General features: G+C 61.7%; 16 protein-coding genes and 1 tRNA gene. 6 read left to right on the top strand and 11 right to left on the bottom strand.

Annotation, left to right across the window (positions count from 1 at the left end):
* Window positions 1-177: 177 nt before the first annotated feature.
* Window positions 178-1,428, top strand: coding sequence for an S-methyl-5-thioribose kinase (gene mtnK / locus BOH68_RS09195; protein ID WP_077375921.1), 1,251 nt, complete (start codon window positions 178-180; stop codon window positions 1,426-1,428).
* Window positions 1,429-1,588: 160 nt separating this feature from the next.
* A complete protein-coding gene (locus BOH68_RS09190; RefSeq protein WP_077375924.1) occupies window positions 1,589-2,128 on the top strand; it encodes a YaeQ family protein in 540 nt (179 codons plus the stop codon).
* A gap of 178 nt (window positions 2,129-2,306) precedes the next feature.
* On the opposite strand, the gene BOH68_RS09185 is transcribed toward BOH68_RS09190, so the two are convergent.
* On the bottom strand, window positions 2,307-3,410 hold the full coding sequence (locus tag BOH68_RS09185) for a GGDEF domain-containing protein (RefSeq protein WP_127735216.1): 1,104 nt from the start codon (window positions 3,408-3,410) through the stop codon (window positions 2,307-2,309).
* A gap of 319 nt (window positions 3,411-3,729) precedes the next feature.
* Window positions 3,730-4,005: a hypothetical protein gene (locus BOH68_RS09180; protein ID WP_077375930.1), complete on the bottom strand. Its 276-nt coding sequence runs from the start codon at window positions 4,003-4,005 to the stop codon at window positions 3,730-3,732.
* A gap of 211 nt (window positions 4,006-4,216) precedes the next feature.
* Between BOH68_RS09180 and BOH68_RS09175 the strand changes: the two genes are divergently transcribed.
* From BOH68_RS09175 to BOH68_RS09165, 3 genes are all read left to right on the top strand, one after another.
* Window positions 4,217-4,293 (top strand) — tRNA-Pro (locus tag BOH68_RS09175).
* A gap of 380 nt (window positions 4,294-4,673) precedes the next feature.
* The gene (locus tag BOH68_RS09170) at window positions 4,674-5,204 is read left to right on the top strand and encodes a DUF1090 family protein (RefSeq protein ID WP_170877410.1); all 531 of its coding nucleotides are present in this window, start codon (window positions 4,674-4,676) and stop codon (window positions 5,202-5,204) included.
* A 338-nt stretch (window positions 5,205-5,542) separates the two neighbouring features.
* The gene (locus BOH68_RS09165; protein WP_103751426.1) at window positions 5,543-5,878 is read left to right on the top strand and encodes a hypothetical protein; all 336 of its coding nucleotides are present in this window, start codon (window positions 5,543-5,545) and stop codon (window positions 5,876-5,878) included.
* 101 nt (window positions 5,879-5,979) lie between these two features.
* On the opposite strand, the gene BOH68_RS09160 is transcribed toward BOH68_RS09165, so the two are convergent.
* The 4 genes from BOH68_RS09160 to arfB form a co-directional block, all read right to left on the bottom strand.
* Complete coding sequence (locus BOH68_RS09160) at window positions 5,980-6,288, bottom strand: hypothetical protein (protein ID WP_077375940.1); 309 nt, start codon at window positions 6,286-6,288, stop codon at window positions 5,980-5,982.
* Between the two features lie 83 nt (window positions 6,289-6,371).
* Complete coding sequence (locus tag BOH68_RS09155; protein WP_077375943.1) at window positions 6,372-6,674, bottom strand: winged helix-turn-helix domain-containing protein; 303 nt, start codon at window positions 6,672-6,674, stop codon at window positions 6,372-6,374.
* Between the two features lie 73 nt (window positions 6,675-6,747).
* Entirely contained in the window at window positions 6,748-7,455 is a 708-nt protein-coding gene (locus BOH68_RS09150; protein ID WP_077375946.1) for an SIMPL domain-containing protein, read from the bottom strand.
* Between the two features lie 105 nt (window positions 7,456-7,560).
* Window positions 7,561-7,974 carry an alternative ribosome rescue aminoacyl-tRNA hydrolase ArfB gene (arfB, locus tag BOH68_RS09145; protein ID WP_077375950.1) on the bottom strand — a complete coding sequence of 138 codons (414 nt, stop codon included), beginning with the start codon at window positions 7,972-7,974 and terminating at the stop codon, window positions 7,561-7,563.
* Between the two features lie 427 nt (window positions 7,975-8,401).
* Between arfB and BOH68_RS09140 the strand changes: the two genes are divergently transcribed.
* Window positions 8,402-9,322, top strand: a complete 921-nt coding sequence (locus BOH68_RS09140; protein WP_077375953.1) for a LysR family transcriptional regulator — start codon at window positions 8,402-8,404, stop codon at window positions 9,320-9,322.
* 49 nt (window positions 9,323-9,371) lie between these two features.
* Here the strand turns inward: BOH68_RS09140 and BOH68_RS09135 are convergent, their stop codons facing one another.
* From BOH68_RS09135 to BOH68_RS09115, 5 genes are all read right to left on the bottom strand, one after another.
* A complete protein-coding gene (locus BOH68_RS09135; RefSeq protein ID WP_077375955.1) occupies window positions 9,372-10,451 on the bottom strand; it encodes an NAD(P)-dependent oxidoreductase in 1,080 nt (359 codons plus the stop codon).
* A 119-nt stretch (window positions 10,452-10,570) separates the two neighbouring features.
* On the bottom strand, window positions 10,571-11,731 hold the full coding sequence (locus BOH68_RS09130; RefSeq protein WP_077375958.1) for a M20 aminoacylase family protein: 1,161 nt from the start codon (window positions 11,729-11,731) through the stop codon (window positions 10,571-10,573).
* An 85-nt stretch (window positions 11,732-11,816) separates the two neighbouring features.
* Window positions 11,817-13,112, bottom strand: coding sequence for a DUF3100 domain-containing protein (locus tag BOH68_RS09125; RefSeq protein ID WP_077375961.1), 1,296 nt, complete (start codon window positions 13,110-13,112; stop codon window positions 11,817-11,819).
* Window positions 13,113-13,470: 358 nt separating this feature from the next.
* Window positions 13,471-14,733, bottom strand: coding sequence for an AGE family epimerase/isomerase (locus tag BOH68_RS09120; RefSeq protein WP_308457331.1), 1,263 nt, complete (start codon window positions 14,731-14,733; stop codon window positions 13,471-13,473).
* Window positions 14,733-16,076 (bottom strand): MGH1-like glycoside hydrolase domain-containing protein, encoded by a 1,344-nt coding sequence (locus tag BOH68_RS09115; RefSeq protein WP_077375964.1) that lies wholly within the window; start codon window positions 16,074-16,076, stop codon window positions 14,733-14,735. The genes BOH68_RS09120 and BOH68_RS09115 overlap by 1 nt, the downstream gene beginning before the upstream one ends.
* Between the last annotated feature and the right edge of the window lie 106 nt (window positions 16,077-16,182).

Below are 16,182 nucleotides of genomic sequence, written 5' to 3'. Positions count from 1 at the left end.
GAACGAAACTCACTCGGCAGGTCTTGTCATTCGTGGCCATTGCAGGCATCTTCTCGCTATAACTAATCGCCTGTTTATTTCTTTTTGGAATAAACTGAGAGCCTGGATGCTTCTCTCGCCATGCATTGGAGAGGGCATCCAGGACGGCGGCTTCATGATTCCGCGCTGAGACCTGCCATGACCGTTCAAGACCCTCACGCCAGCCAGGCACCTTCCATCGAGTATCAATTCCGGGATGACGCTGATGTCATTGCCTTCGCACGCCTGCATGTCAATGATCAGTTGCCGGGCTTTGCGACGGCCAGTGACCTGCTGGTCGAGGAGATCGGCGATGGCAACATCAACTATGTCTATCGCGTCTGCACGCCGGACCGCTCAACCTCGGTGATCGTCAAGCAGGGGCTGCCCTGGGTGCGCATCATCGGCGAAAGCTGGCCGCTGTCGCTGGTGCGGGTGCGCATCGAGGCCGAGACGCTGCAGTTCGAGGCCGATTGTGCGCCTGAGCTGGTGCCGGCGCTCTATCACTTCGAGGAAGCCCGCTCGGCGATCGTGATGGAAGATATCGGCGATCACCGCAATCTGCGACACGCCTTCCTTGAGCGCACAGTGTTACCTGAGCTGGGCGCGCAGATGGGGCATTTTCTGGCCACGACGCTCTATCGCAGCAGTGATCTGGCACTCGATGCCCACGACAAGAAGGCGCGCGTCGCACGCTTCACCAATCCCGATCAATGCAAGATTACGGAAGACCTGTTCTTCGTGGATCCTTTCTGCGATCACGAGCGCAACAGCATCAATCCGGCGCTGCGCAGCGATGCCGAAGCCCTGTGGCAGGACGCGGCACTCAAAGTGGAAGTGGCGGAGCTCAAGCAGCGCTTCCTGTCCACGCCCGAGGCGCTGCTGCATGGCGACCTGCATGCGGGATCGATCTTCGTGCGAGAAGACAGCACCAAGGTCATCGACCCGGAATTCGGCTTCTTCGGTCCGGCGGGCTTCGATATCGGCAGCTGGCTGGCGGCGCTGTGGCTGGCAGCCTGCGCGCATACCGAACTCGAGGGTGAGGAGGGCGACAGGCGTGACTATGTGGCGCAGTTGCGTGCCCAGGCGGTCGCCAGTTGGGAAAGCTTTGCCCGCGAGTATCGTGAGCAGGCTGCCCACACGTCGGATGCCAGCTTTGCGGCACCCGGGGTGGCGGAACGATTGCTGAGCCGTATCCTGCGTGATGCGTTGGGTTATGCGGGCTGTGAGTTGATTCGTCGCACCATCGGACTTGCGCACGTGCTGGAGCTTGAGTCGATCAACGATGATGCCGTGCGGGCGCGTTCCGAGCGCCGTGCCCTGGCACTCGGGCGTGAGCTCATCCTTGCGCGTGAGTCGCTGGAAGGCCTCGCGGCGGCGGATGGCGTGGTCGCGCGTCTGCTGGGGTGAGGCATGCAGCGTCAGGGCTTTGACGCTCGTCGCAAGCGTTGCGGCGCCGGCTAGGGTAGACTCTGCGCTTTCATCGCCACGCAGACAGGCTTGTCCTGGCTGCGTGGGTCGCTGGCGGGAGATGTCCTGCCGAGCATCCGCTTTTCAATAAGAGACTTTCATGGCCCTGTCTTCCACGCCTTACAAGGTTGATCTCTCGCTGACCGACCTTGATCGTGGTGTCTACGAGACCCTGCGTTTTACCGTTGCCCGTCACCCCTCTGAAACCGAGCTGCGTCTGTGTGTTCGCCTGTTGGGCCATGCGCTGTGGTACAGCGAGAACATCGCATTCGGGCGTGGTCTGTCGGACGTCGATGAACCGGCGCTGTGGGAGAAGAGCCTGGATGGCCGCGTGCTGCACTGGATCGAAGTCGGCCAGCCGGATGCCGAGCGCCTGACCTGGTGTTCGCGGCGCACCGAGCGCACCTCGCTGCTCGCCTACGGTAGCCTGCGCGTCTGGGAAACCAAGGTGGTGCCGGCAGTGGCTGGACTGTCCAATCTGAGCATTGCCGCGGTTCCTGAGGGCGCACTGGACGCCATCACCGAATCCCTGCCACGCAACATCAAGTGGACCATGATGATCTCCGAGGGCACCATCTTCATCACCGATGACAATGGGCAGCACGAGATCAATCTGGAGTGGCTGAAAGGGGAGCGCTGAGCGACATGCCGTTCGCGGCACTGGCTGACTGCCCCTGAACCTTCAGGTCAGATACCACGAGACAGCCCCCGCAAATCTTGATTTGCGGGGGCTGTCTCGTAGAGGGCGAATCGTAGGGGGTGCATCGTGGCGAACGGCTCGCAACGCAGGCAAGTCTGACTGCCGGAGAGGCCTGGCCTCACACCATGCTGATGTCGTGATCGACGATGAGTTGATCACGGCCGCTGGCCTTGGCGTGGTAGAGCGCCTCGTCGCTGCGTTGCACCCAGCTGCTGAGGGTATCCGGATGGCGCCGTTCACTGACCCCGGTACTGAAGCGGATCACGCCGTGGGCCAGGGGAGACGCCTCACAGCTTTCACGCAACTGGCGATCGAATTCTCGGGCCACGGCAAGATTGCCCGGCAGCAGGATCATGAATTCCTCTCCCCCATAACGCCCGGCCTTGCCTGAGTATTCTCGGCTCAACGTCTGGATGTGCATCGAGAAGTGCGCCAGGACCTGGTCGCCGTAGGGGTGGCCGTGGGCATCATTGATCTGCTTGAAGTGATCCAGATCACAGATCAGCAGACAGCTGATGTCGCGTCCGCTGAGGTGGTGTTCGGCGTGTTCATGGATGGTGCGGTGATTGTAGAGCCCGGTCAGACTGTCCAGTCGGCTCAGGCGCTCAAGCTTCTTTGCATAGGCGCGTGCCAGATCACGCTCCTCTCGAATGCGCTTGGCATAACCGGCGATCACGAGGCTCAGCAGTCCGAACGCCAGGGTATAGCTGACCCCCATGTCCAGGCTGCGCATCGCGGTACTCGCGTAGGAGGAGACCAGTTGCGGGTTGGCCATCTCCCCCCACAGCAGAATCCAGGGCATCAGCATCAGGCCGCTGATGATGACGCCACGACGCAGACGGTCCGGCGGGAGAACCCCCAGCACGTAAGCGGCGGCCATGAGATAGAACAGCAGCGTCGGGCCCGAGGCGCCGTGATTGAAGACCCAGTTGCCCGGCAGCATCACGAAGGTCACCAGCGTGCAGAACAGCCAGGACATACGGCTGAACTCCCCGTGGAAACGTGAGCGATACCACATCACCATGACCATCAGACTGATGACGGCAAGCGCCACGCTGTACGCGGGGACCGTCAGCTCCATCAGATAGTTGAAGACAGCGGAAAACAGGCCGATCAGGACGGCGGATACCAGAAACCCGTGGTGCAGAATCTGTCGTGCGGAGCCATTCTCGCCAACCAACCAGCGCCAGCTGGTGCCTACCATTTTTGCAAGACGAGTCATGGTACCTCGACGGTAATTGGGCCAATCGGATGCTTCAGGCATCGGCTGATGATGAAGGCTCATGTGACGTTGGTCGTTGTTCAGTGTCAGCCTACTTGAGGAAAGCCGTTTCCGGTTTCACTGTGCCCCAACGTTTCTCGCCTGTGCGGGGAGCGTGACTCACCATCGCCTCAGGGGCCGCCTGTCCTCGATGACAGGCGGCAGGGCAGCAGTGGCCCGGCGACAGGCTCGGCTTTCATGAGATAGTCCTCATGCTGCCTGGACGATACTGCCAATGGCTGGCCGATGCATCTTTTCTCGTGTGGCTGCCTGTCCGGGGCTATTTCCACGGCGTGTAGCGATAGCTGTCCGGGTCCGAGGGGTCAGGCTTGTCCGACTCGGTGAGTGCCACGAGGGTGTTGCCGTCATCATCTTCTTCCACTTTCGTGACGGTGACGGGGAAGTTGGGTGACAGGGCGTCCAGTGCCGGCCAGTCCCCTTTCTGTATCGTGTTGCCCGTTTGCGGCGTGCTACTGGCACTGACCTTGACCGGGTCGCCGCTGACGGTTTGCCCGTTCTTCAGGTGCGTCGTGAGAGTGAAATGAACGTTCGCCATGTCATCCTTCCTATCAAGTGGTACTGATGGGGTCATGACTAGAACATGGTTCGTCCCATGGGAGAATTCAATCTTTTCCGGAGCGCCACGGGTCGCGAGTCACGCGCTTGCGCGACGAATGACAAGAAATGTTCATATCGGGCTTTTCTTTTTGAGATCAATGCGGTACATTACGTCTCGTCTTGAGGGGGAAGCCTTTCAAGGACGAAGTCGGGACGTGGCGCAGCTTGGTAGCGCGCTGCAATGGGGTTGCAGAGGTCGCAGGTTCGAATCCTGTCGTCCCGACCAGAATTGAAGGGGGTCAGAAGATTTTCATTCGCTTGAAAGCCTCTGAATTCCGAACGATGATCCCTATATGATCCAAGTTCATTCGGTCATCGTTGCAAAGAAGCCAGCTCATTGAGCTGGCTTCTTTGCGTTCTTTCAGAGCGCTGGCAGCGCTCATGGTCTGTTGTCCTTTCTCGAGCGCTATCCTTCTGCTCTCGTCCTCTCGTCCTCTCGTCCTCTCGTCCTCTCGTCCTCTCGTTCTACTTTATTGTCATAATTTCGTCCTTGCTCACTTGCTGACGATCTTTCGCTCGACCCTCTGGTGGTTCAAGGGGCTATCGGTTCGCGGGCATGGATGCCGGTCTCCAGGTTCTGTGGTTTCCAGGTTCTGTGGTTTCCTGGTGCAATGGCTGGCTGTCAGTGAACTCGTGACAGTGCTTCTCGCTTGTCTTCTATTAGCGATTACGGTACTGGTGGGTCGAGACCCCCCCACCCAGGAAAAGATCATGTCCAGAGACGCTACCCTCGGCCGAGCTATCGCATTGGCATTGATTGCCATGGGGCTGAGTGCCTTGGCATCTTCCGTGTCCGCGGCCTCTCCAGAACTCGTGAGTGGTTGTCAGGACAAGGCAGATTCGATCAAGCAGGAGCTCGAGGATGCCAATGCGCAGGGAAATGCCCATAAGGTGGAAGGCTTGAAGAAAGCGCTCGCGGCTGTGGAAAATGGCTGTGATGAATCCACCTTGCACAAGGAAAGAGAGCAGAAGATCCGCGAAAGGGAGGAGGAGGTCGGGGAGCGTCGACAGGAGCTGGAAGACGCCTTGTCGGATGGTGACAAGGACAAGATAGAGAAGAAAGAGAAGAAATTGACGGAAGCCCAGAAAGCGCTGAGCGAGGCGAGAGGTGAATTGGCTGTCGATGGAAGTCTTTGATCGTTTTCATAAGAGAGACATGAGCCGGTTTGACGTCCTCGTCCGCCAGTGTCTCGACCAGAGTCCAGATAGAGGCCAGCCGAGAGTTCGGTTGGCCTCTTCTTTTGTCGCGGGATGAAAGGACATGAGCATCTGATACGGTGAGCGAGAGTGAGTCAGGGCTTGCATCCGGTCGTGTTATATCATTTCAACATATTGATATTGCTGAGTTATTGCGCTTATTGATCAAGATCAAGAAAGGCTCGATCTGCGAGGCCGGGTCATCCTCGCATGGCTTTCTTGATGCTGTGAGTATTAGATTTCTAGTATATACTGGCTTGCCTTCAAGGGAGGTGAGAATGAAAACGGTTAGCATTTACATGGAGAGTCGGTTCAACCCGGAGCGTTCCATCCTCAAGGAAAGCCTGGGGGATGGCTACGTGGCAAGGACCTGTGCGGCGCAAGCCCCCAACTTCCTGTTCGAGGTGCATCAGGGACAGGACTTCGTGCTGGGGATAGAGGTCGCGGGGGCACGCAGTGCCGAATTCCTGTCGATCATCACGGAGGATTACGTCTATCAGCATCCCAGCATCGAGCCGAAGACGCTGGCGGAGTATCTCAAGAGTCGTGCGCAGCACCCGATCCGACGCAGGAAGCGTCAGGTCGAGGTATCCCCAGTGGCGTACTCTGGCTGAGAGTGCGTGCCACTGACGTGCACATGGGAATTGCGGTACAGGCAGGATGACTCGATGCCGGGGCAGCGGTATCGAGGCGGGGATGACACAGCCGTTCCGGCTCAGGCAGAGCGCCTGCGCCAATGTCTTGCAGCCTGCACCAGTGACGCGCAGATCACGCATGACACCAGCGGCAGGGCCACGTCCAGGCTGGAGTCCCAGTTCCAGTGGTACAGCAGGCCATGATCCCAGGCGACTGCCTTGGGGCCGCCCCCCTTGTACTCGTGCTGGGCGATTTCCCGGCCCAGAAAGATGGCGACCGCAATGGCGCCAGACGACCACAGCGTGAAGACTGGCCAGAGCATTAGCTGGATGATCACGGCGATGACCGCGTGCTCGAGCGCGCTTGTCCAGATGTCCGCCGTCAACATGTCTCAACTCCCTCCAGAATGTCTCGGCCATGTCGTGCAGACGCCCAGCGTCAGCAGTGCATCGAATCGCGCGTGGCGATCAATCACGCGTAGCCAAGCACCCGTTGCAATCGTGCGGCATTGTCGGCGACCCATTGGGCATTGATTGGCCCCCAGTCCCGAATCACGTAGTGACCGATGTTGTGACGTTGACCTTCCGCGTGCTGGAATTCACAGACAATCTCGAGTTCGGCAAGTGCCGAGATGGTGTCCTGGGCGGTGCGCCTCGGCATGCCGGTGGCCTCGATGATGTCCGGCACGCTGGCGATCTCGTGGGCGATGAGATGCGCCACGAACAGGCGACGATAGAAGCTGGTCTGGGTCTTGCTGAGAACGGTGTCGGACATGCAGGCTCCGCTGTCGAGGAAATCATGAAAGGCGATAAGGAGCGGCGGGGGCGATCGCCCGCCCGCCGGGAGGTCAGTGACTGAGCGTGTAGTCGATGGTGGTGACGACCCTGACCTGCTTGATATCGGGGGTATAGCTGTCGAGATCCGAGATCGAGAAGTAGCCCTGGCTTGCATGCTTGATATGCCCCACCTGGCTGCCGGAATCCTCGGCGAACTGTTGCGCGGCACGCCGTGCATCCGCGGTGGCTGCCGCGATCATCTCCGGCTTGAGAGCGGCAAGCCCCGTGAACAGGAATTCGGTGCGGTAGGCATAGTCCGCCGACAGCAGAATGCCTTCACGCACCAGTTCGCCGGTACGGGAAGCGCTCTGCTTGACGAGATCCACCTCGGGCGAGCGCACCAGTACCGTGGCCTCGGCGCGGTAGCGCTCGTCAGGGCGCTGGGCGTTGTAGCTATTGGCATGCAGGTCGGTTACCTGCGGTGACGTCACGCTGATCTGCTCGGACCGGAAGCCGCGTGCGGTGAGAAAGTCGCGAATCTTGCGTTCATCATCAGCCAGCGCCTCGTGCAGGTCGGACAGGTGGTTGGCATTGACGCTGAAATGCAGTGGCCAGAGAGCCAGGTCTGCCTTGACGTCGCGCTCGGCCAGGCCCTTGACCGTCACCACCCGGTTGGACGCCTCCCAGACCTGTGCCGCTTCCTTGAGATAGCTGCCACTCCAGACCATCCCCACGGCCAGCAGGCCGCCCAATACCAGTGAGCTTGCGAGAGTGCGCATGTCACATCTTCCTTGAGAGGTGAAAGGCCCGTTGCCGAGCCTGTCTGATCAAGCCTCGAGCCTGCCGATCAGCGCTGAATGTGTCGATCCGCCGTGGGCGCCGGATCAGTCCTGAACCTTGCCGCGCATCGCCTTGATCTTGCCCTTGCGAGTCTTGCTGTCGACTCGCCGCCGTTTGGCGCCCTTGCTGGGGCGAGTGGCGCGGCGTGCTTTCTGTACCTTGACGGCATCGAGGATCAGCGCCTTGAGGCGTGCCAGAGCATCTTCCTTGTTGAGTTCAAGGGTGCGATGGCTCTGGGCCTTGATGATGATGATGCCGTCCTTGCTGATGCGTTGATCCGACAACTGCATCAGGCGTTCCTTGTAGAACGAGGGCAGGGTGGAGCGTTGCACGTCAAACCGCAGGTGGACGGCTGACGCCACCTTGTTGACGTTCTGGCCGCCATTGCCCTGAGCACGAATCTGGGTGAGGTCGATTTCCCAATCCGCCAGTGTCACCGAACTGGAGATGGTCAACATGGCATATCTCCTTGTCGTGGGGAGCCGCATCGAATCTGTCGCGGTCGTGGGGTCATGTTACCGCAATCAACGTCGGGCTTCAGAATCGCCCGAGAGTCGGCCGGCAGAGTCAGCCGAGAGGGGAATATCCTCGTCTGGCACAATCTGGTTGCGAAGATATCACGGCAGGCGACACTCACTCCGCCTTCTCGGGCATGTATCTGGTACGCTGTTGCGTAGTGAGGCAGGAGTCGCTGACCGCCGGGCGGCTGATAGCCGGCCTCTGCATCCACGTGAGTCTTTCTCGTGTCAAGCGCTCTTCTCGAACGTGCTTTCCAGTCCCCGCGACGTCAAGGCATCGGGTCGTGGTCCTCGAGACGTTCCTCCGTAGGGTCATCGACATGCGGGATGTCTGGCCTCAGTTCAACCTCTTGCGCAGCGTTCACTCATGGATATTCCGCATCAACGCCTCGTCTATTTTCAGGTCACCATTGAAGCGGGGTCGATCCGGCAGGCCGCCGCTCGTCTGGATATCGCGCCGTCAGCGGTCAGTCGCCAGATCGGATTGCTGGAAGAGGCGATGGCCGCCACGCTCATCGAGCGAACCCGTGATGGCGTTCAGCCGACACGAGTGGGCGAGATGCTGCTGGACTACATTCAGCAGCGCGAACAGTTGGATCAAAGCTTCGGTGAGCGTCTGGATGCCTACCAGCGGCTGGAAACCGGCGAGATTCGCCTGATCATCGGCGAAGGCTTCGTGGGCGATCTCGTCAACATCCCCCTGCGCGCCTTCCGATCGCAGTACCCGGGGATCACCCTCAAGGTCAATACCGGCAGCATGCAGAGCATCATCGACCGTGTGGTCGAGGATGAGGCGGATATCGGCCTGATGTACCACGAACGCGTGCACCCTCAATTGCGCTTCTGGCATTCAAGCCCACAACCGTTGGTGGCGATGATGTCCCCAGAGCATCCGCTGGCGGCGGTGAACCATGCGCTGACCCTGGAAGAGGTGGCAGCGCATCCCATGGCGTTGTGGGGCCCCACCCATGGAGTGCGTCAGCTGATGGATGACGGCTTTCGTGACGCGGGCGTACGTCCCCACATGGTGATGCAGACCAATTCCATGGAAGTGCTCAAGCAGGCCGCACGCTCGGAGCTGTGCATTACGCTGCTGCCGGCCTTCGCGGCTGCGCGAGAGCTGGAGGAGGGCGTATTGATCGCTCGTGATGTGGAATGCAGCGCCTTTCGCCAGGCACGCGCCCACATCATCACGCGGATCGGACGGCGCATGCCACGGGCCAGTCTGCAACTTCTGCGCCACCTGGAGCGCTGGATCACGGCCTTCAGTGGCCCCCGTCAGGAGTAAGCCTGTCGGGGGTGAAGACAAGACGCGTCAGCCCACGATGGGGGAGGGCTCAGGCTTTCTCGGCAGGCGGCCGGGAGCCATCCGTCACCCTGCCCGGCGCCGAGGCATCGCGACCTGATGAGCGAGGCGCCCTGGCGTCGGTCGGCGTGCTCGGGGCGTCGGTGGCAGGTGATGAGGTGTGACGCAGTTGAGCGGGAATATCACTGAGCCAGCGATCACACAGATGATGGATGTCATCTTCATCCGCCGGGCACAGTTCGGGTGGTTGCCAGCGATCGAAGACCGCCTTCATCAGCCCGGAAGGCAGCTTGAGAGTGGTCACGTAGCTGCGCGCCAGGCGCAGGTCGCGGCGCAGGGCACCGGTGGAGATACCGGAATCATAATCTCCCGGCAGCACCCAACGCGGGAAATTCACCTCGCTGACGGCGCTGCGGCCGGCCCCCAGATTGATGGCATCGATGCAGGCGTGAGGCCGCACCCCGGCGCGATAGGCCATCGCGATCGCCTCTGCCGTGGTGATGAGATGGGCGGCGTGGAGATAGTCATTGGCCAGCACGGCCGCATGCCCACAGCCGGCATCCCCGACGTGCAGGTGGCGGGTAGCGATGGCCTCGAGCAGGGGCGTCATGCGTTGCACGGTGGCGTCATCACCGCCGACCAGCAGCGTGAGGTGGCCTTCGCTCTCATCGCGAGGGTCGCGACTGGAAGCCGCTTCCAGCCAGTGATGGCCAGCCAGCCGGGTCTGCACGGCCAGCTCACGGCTGATGTTCACATCGCCCCGGCAGAGATCGACGATGACACTGCCCGGCGGTGCCAGTCGCAGCAGGCCTTCCTTGCCAGTCAGTACCTTCTGCACCTGTTGGGAGGTTGCCAGCGCCAGCAGGTAGACCTCGCTGGTGAATCGCTCACGCGGCCGTGCATGCGTATCGAACCACCGCTCGGCCTCGCTCTGCTCATGAGGCGCGTGGCAGCGTTGCTCCACCGTGGCGGTCGCAGCGCCCGCCGTCTCGGCCGTCACCTGGTCCGTCAGCTTGTCTGCCACTTCGCCCGCCACCTCAAACCCTGCCCTTGAGAGCGCCGTACGGCTCCGTGCGCCAATGGCTTCCCTGCCGATCACGCTGATTTTCATGTCGCTCCTTCCTCACCAGCGTCATGACACTATGTAGATTGCGATGGTCCTTGATCAAGTTCAACGCCGCGCCTGGCGACGTCATCCGCATCGCGCTTGCCGCCAAGGGCATGTGGCCATCAATCGCGCGTCAGCAACTCGCGCACCAGTGACGTCCAATAGCTGACCCCGATGGGGGTGGCAGCGTCGTTGAAGTCGTAGTTGGGGTTGTGCAGTGAGGCGCTGTCCTCGCCGTTGCCCAGCCAGATATAGGCGCCGGGGCACTCCTGCAGCAGATAGGCGAAGTCTTCCGAGGCCATGGAGGGTGGCAGATCGCGATGGACCTTCTGGATGCCGGGCAGTTGCGCCAGGACATTGGCACAGCGTTCGGCGTGTCCCGGAGTATTGAGGGTCGCCGGGTAGCGTGGCTGATAGTCGAACTCGACCTTGAGGCCATGGAAGGTCGCCATGGCATCGACGGCATCATGGAAGCGCTGCTGCAGGTGCGCCCGCAGTGCCGGGTCGAAACATCGCAGCGTGCCACGCAGCTCGACCACTTCCGGCATCACGTTGAAGGCATCGCCGGCATGGAACTGGGTGATGCTGAGAATCGCGGTCTTGTGGGCCGGCGTCTCGCGGCTGATCAGCCCCTGAAGCTGGGTCACCAGCTGGCAGGCCGCCAGGATGGTGTCCTTGCCCAGATGCGGCATGGCCGCATGACAGCCATGACCGCTCAAGGTCAGGGTGAAGACATCGAAGGCCGCCATCACCGCCTCGTCATGCACGGCGGCTTCGCCCAGCGCCAGTCCCGGCCAGTTGTGCAGGCCGTAGATGGCCTCCATCGGGAACTGCTCGAACAGGCCATCCTCGACCATGCGGCGTCCGCCGCCTTCGTTTTCCTCGGCGGGCTGGAACACGAACACCACGCGCCCGGCGAAGTCAGGATCACGCGCCAGCATGCAGGCCGCGCCCAGCAGCATGGTGGTATGGCCATCGTGGCCACAGGCATGCATCTTGCCGGGTGTGTGCGAGCAATGTGAGACGGCGTTGGCCTCGGTGACATCCAGCGCGTCCATGTCGGCACGCAGACCGATGGTACGTCCTGGCCCCAGATTGCCATCCAGCACCGCCACCACGCCGGTCTCGGCAAGTCCGGTGGTGACCTCGAGACCCGCCGCACGCAGGATCTCGGCGACACGCGCCGAGGTGCGGTGCTCCTCGAAGGCCGTCTCGGGATGTTGATGAAACTCATGGCGCCAGCTGCGCAGCAGTGCCTCGTCGATCTTGTCGGGTAGTTGCATGCTGAATTCCTGTGGAAACCGGCACCCTGGAGTGCCGGCTTGAATGTGTTGAGAGAGGGGGAAGCAACCTGCGAAGCCCGTGTGATCAGAGCAGTGCCTGCGCCACGACCGCCGAGCCGATATAGGTGCCTGTGAAGACCAGCAGCGAGATGATCACCAGCTTCCAGCCAGCCTGGCGGAACATGCTGAACTCGCGCTTGCTCAGCGCCAGACCCGCGTAGCCGAGTACCGGCGTGACGATGGCGAGGAAGTTGACGAAGCTCAGCTGCTCGGTGATCCAGCCGCTGCCCGGGAACCATGGCAGTGTCATCAGAATGCTGACCAGTGACACCCAGGCGATGGCCGGCAGATAGAAGGGCATCAGGCGTGCGACGCCAAGGCCGAGCATGGTCATCACGTACAGGATCAGCATGCCGGGGGCGGCGTCGATCAGGCTGGCACCGTTGATGGTGTTGACCACCCAGCCGACCACACAGACGGCCGCGACGACCATGGCTGTCTTGCCCAGCTGGTTCTCCGGGCGATCTTCAACCAGCGCGTCTGAGGCGAGCTTGGCTTCCTCGTCATTCATGGCGCCATTGTCACCAGCCCGCTTGCGGCTGAAGAAGCGGAACAGGCGCTCGGCGACCGGCAGGGCGATGAACAGGGACACGTAGAGGCCGGTGGCATAGGTCAGCAGGTTGCTGGCGCCGGCAAAGGCCAGCAGCTCGTCGCCCATCTCCGGCAGGGCACCGGCGATGGCGCCGGAACATGCCGCCACCATACTGCCGCTGCCGACACCACACGCCATGGCCAGCGCACGCGGATCGAAGATGTCCAGCGAGGTCAGGTAGCCCGCCATCAGCGCGAACCACAGGGTGCCGAACATGGTACCCACCACATAGACGCCCATCACGCCGACACCTTCCGGGCCCTTGAGGCCGTATTTGTCGGAGATGATCGCGATATTGGGTTCCCGCGCGATGGAGTAGGTCGCGCCGATCGCCTCACGGCCCATCTTGAGCACCACGACCGCGATCGGCATCGCGATCAGCATGGTGCCCAGATTGCCCAGCTCCTGCAGGATCAGCGCCGGACCTGCCGAGATCAGTTGCTCGATGGCCGGGCCGATGGTGGAGCCGAAGCGGGCGATGAACGGCATGATCGACAGCAGGATGACCGGCCCTGCCGCCGCGCTGATCACCGGCGGGATGACACGTTTCGTGCCGCTGAACAGGTGCGGATTGCACAGCACAGCCGCAATGAAGGCATAGAACAGGGGCAACAGCAGCAGGGTGCCGGGGCCGAGAGGGAACTTGAGGATACCGATCAGTTCGGCGCCGAGAGATAGCACCACGACCAGCAGATGCAACCGCCAGTCCAGGAGTTGAGCGAGGGGCATGTGGGACTCCGCTTGTTATTGTAGTGACTGCTTGTGTAGTAGCTTCTTGTGTAATAACTGCTTGAATAGCAACGGCTTGTGAGGCGCCTTCCTGTCCAGTGCGCGCTTGGGTCGTGACGTGGTGTCACGACGACTCAGACACGGGCACCGCCTCGGGGAGACCCCGAGCCTGTCGCCCTCTGGTGGAGCGATCAGCGGGTTTCAGTATTGTCACGAGCGGCGTGCTAAAGAAACATGATAGGTGTACGAATAAATAGAGCATGCTGGCGGACGGCGATGGGCAGAGAAGGCTCTCCTCATACGAGGACACCCCGCACAGGGCGGGGTGTCGGGTGGTGCAGTCGCAGTGCGACAGGGCTCAGTCGTCCATGATCACGCGCAGCAGCTCATGGCAGGCGCCGAGGCTGTGATAGTCACACTTGGCGCCGGGCGAGCTCTTGAGATCATCGAAGCGCTGGTTGTCGGCATTCAGCAGGCGATACCAGGCGCCGTAGCGATGGTCGATGAAGTGCTGCCAGGCGTAGCCCCACAGGCGTGCATACCACTCGGCGTAGTGCGACTCGCCGGTGGCCTCGTTCAGCAGCGCTGCGGCCACCAGGCTCTCGGCCTGCACCCAGAAGTACTTCTCGTCGTCGCAGATGGTGCCATCCGGCGCGAAGCCGTAGTAGAGCCCACCACGTTCGCCGTCCCAGGCCAGATCCATCGCCGTATCGAACAGACGCTTCGCGGTCGGCAGCAGCCAGTCGTCATCGCGGTGACGCTTGAGCATCAGCAGCAGCTTGGCCCATTCGGTCAGGTGGCCCGGCTGGAAGCCCCAAGGACGATAGAGGTTCTTGGGGTCGTCGCGGTTGTAGTCCCAGTCGACGTTCCAGTCGCGATCGTAATGCTCCCAGATCAGGCCATCGGCCTTGGCGGCCTGACGCTGGCAGATATTGCGGGCCAGGGTCATGGCCCGCTCCAGATAGCGTTCGTCATTCGTGGCTTCAAAGGCGGCCAGCATGGCTTCACAGGCGTGCATGTTGGCGTTCTGGCCACGGTAGTCAGACAGTGTCTGCCAGTCGGCACTGGCTTCATCGGCGTACAGACCGTGATGCTCCGACCAGAAATGCTGCTCCATCAGGGCGTGGGTCTCGTGCAGCCAGCCGCGGGCCTCCTCGATACCGGCGCGCCAGGCCGTCGCGTAGGCCAGCATCACGAACGCCAGTCCGTAGCACTGGTTGGTATGATCCGCCTCGCCTTGCTCGCTCAGCGACCACAGGTAACCACCGGTCTGCGGATCGAGATGCACCTCGCGCAGATAATCGATGCCATGACGGGTCGCGGCCAGACACGCCTGGTCACCGGTGCGCAGATATTCCATCGCGAAGTTGAAGATCATCCGCGTGCTGCTGACCAGATGACGCGCTGCGGGTGCATACACGCTGCCGTCATCACGATACGCCTGGAAGTAGCCGCCGCGTTCCTGATCCACCGCGCGCGGCAGATAGAAGTCCATGATCGAGCGGATATGCGCGTCCAGAAAGCCGCGACTGGCGAACGTTGCCGGCATGGGCGGTACTGCTTGGCGTGACAGCGGTGCCTTCTGCGGCGCCTGCATCTGTTGAGAGGCGTGCTGAGTCATCAGGAGACCTCCTCGACGCCGGACGCCGCCTTGCTGGCAGTGAAGCTCTCCAGCGGGTTGAGCCAGTAGAGGTCCATCGCTGCCGTCCAGGAGAAGTCGCGACCGCCACAGCCTTCGCCGGTCACCGAATTGAAGTATTCATAGTAGCCTGCCGCCGCGATGCACTGCTGGCTGGCCTGCTTGATCCGGTCGGCCTCGCGGGACATGCCATATTCCTCACAGCCGATGGCCAGCATCCAGTTGATGTGCAGCCAGCTCGGCCCGCGCCAGTAGCGCTTGGGTTCGAAGCGGGTGCTGGCCGGGTGGGTGGAGGCGACACCGAAGGGCGCCTGTTCCAGCCAGTCCTCGAGCAAGCCGCCCATGCGCTGCGCCTGGGCACCGCTGGCGACCCCGGCGAACAGCGGCAGGATACCGGCGGTGGTGACGTGCTCCAGCAGCACGTTGGCGCGCGCATCGCGGCTCAGGAAACAGCCCAGCTCATCGCTCCACAGCGCCTGCACGCCTTCCTCGGTGCGCGCCAGCGACTGCTTGAGGCTGTAAAGCGCCTCGCCGTGGGTGTTGACCAGGCCCAGACCGGCGGCATCCTCTTCGCATAGCGCGATCAGGTCGCGCGTGCCACGGTGCAGGATGGAGATCAGGCTGATGTCCTCGACGCGGTACGGGCAGTCGCGATACAGCACCTCGGCGTCGTGCTCGTTCTGCTGGAAGAACTTCACCAGATAGATGTAACGATCATATTCGTACTTGTGCGGGCGCTCGGACGGATCGACCAGCCCCGTATCGCGACGCACGTATTCGGCATCGACCGGTGGCACGCCAGCCAGCGGGCCATCCCACTGGGGGCTGTTGTCCATGCCGGACTCCCAGGGGTGATAGCTGCACACGCGGCCTGTGTGTTCCGGATCACGGTCGCGGTAGAACCACAGGTGATAGCGGATGACGCCGGGCAGGGTGGCGGCCAGTTTCTCCTCGGCAAGCCGGCGGTCACGGCCTTCCTCGAACAGCAGTTTCATGACGCTGGCCAGCACCGGCGGCTGGGAGATGGCGCTGGTCGCCGGGCTGCGCTTAACGCCCCAGACTTCCGGCCCCGGGAAGTAGGTTTCCGCGTCACCGTGGAAGACGATGTGCGGCACCATGCCGTTGTCCCACTGGCCTTCCAGCAGACGCTCGATCTCACGCCAGGCGCGTGCCTCGTCACCGGCCGCCATCCAGCCCAGTGCGGTGATGGCGGCGTCCCAGTTCCACTGGAAGGGATAGAGGCCGCGTGTGGGGACGGTGTAGCCGCCCAGGTCGTTGAGCTTGAGAACGTCGTGAGCGCTGAGCGCGTCGAGCTTGGCATTCATGTAAGTCGGCTCCGTTCGGGATGACAGGTTCGAAATCAAAGGTTCTGGATCAAAGGTTCGCAATCAAAGGCTCGGGGTCAAATGTCGGGTCGAAGGGGATCAACAC

Source organism: Cobetia sp. MM1IDA2H-1 (assembly GCF_002916775.2).
Taxonomy (GTDB): domain Bacteria; phylum Pseudomonadota; class Gammaproteobacteria; order Pseudomonadales; family Halomonadaceae; genus Cobetia; species Cobetia marina.
Note: the sequence above shows the minus strand (reverse complement) of the source record. Positions and strands in the feature narration are given on the sequence as shown.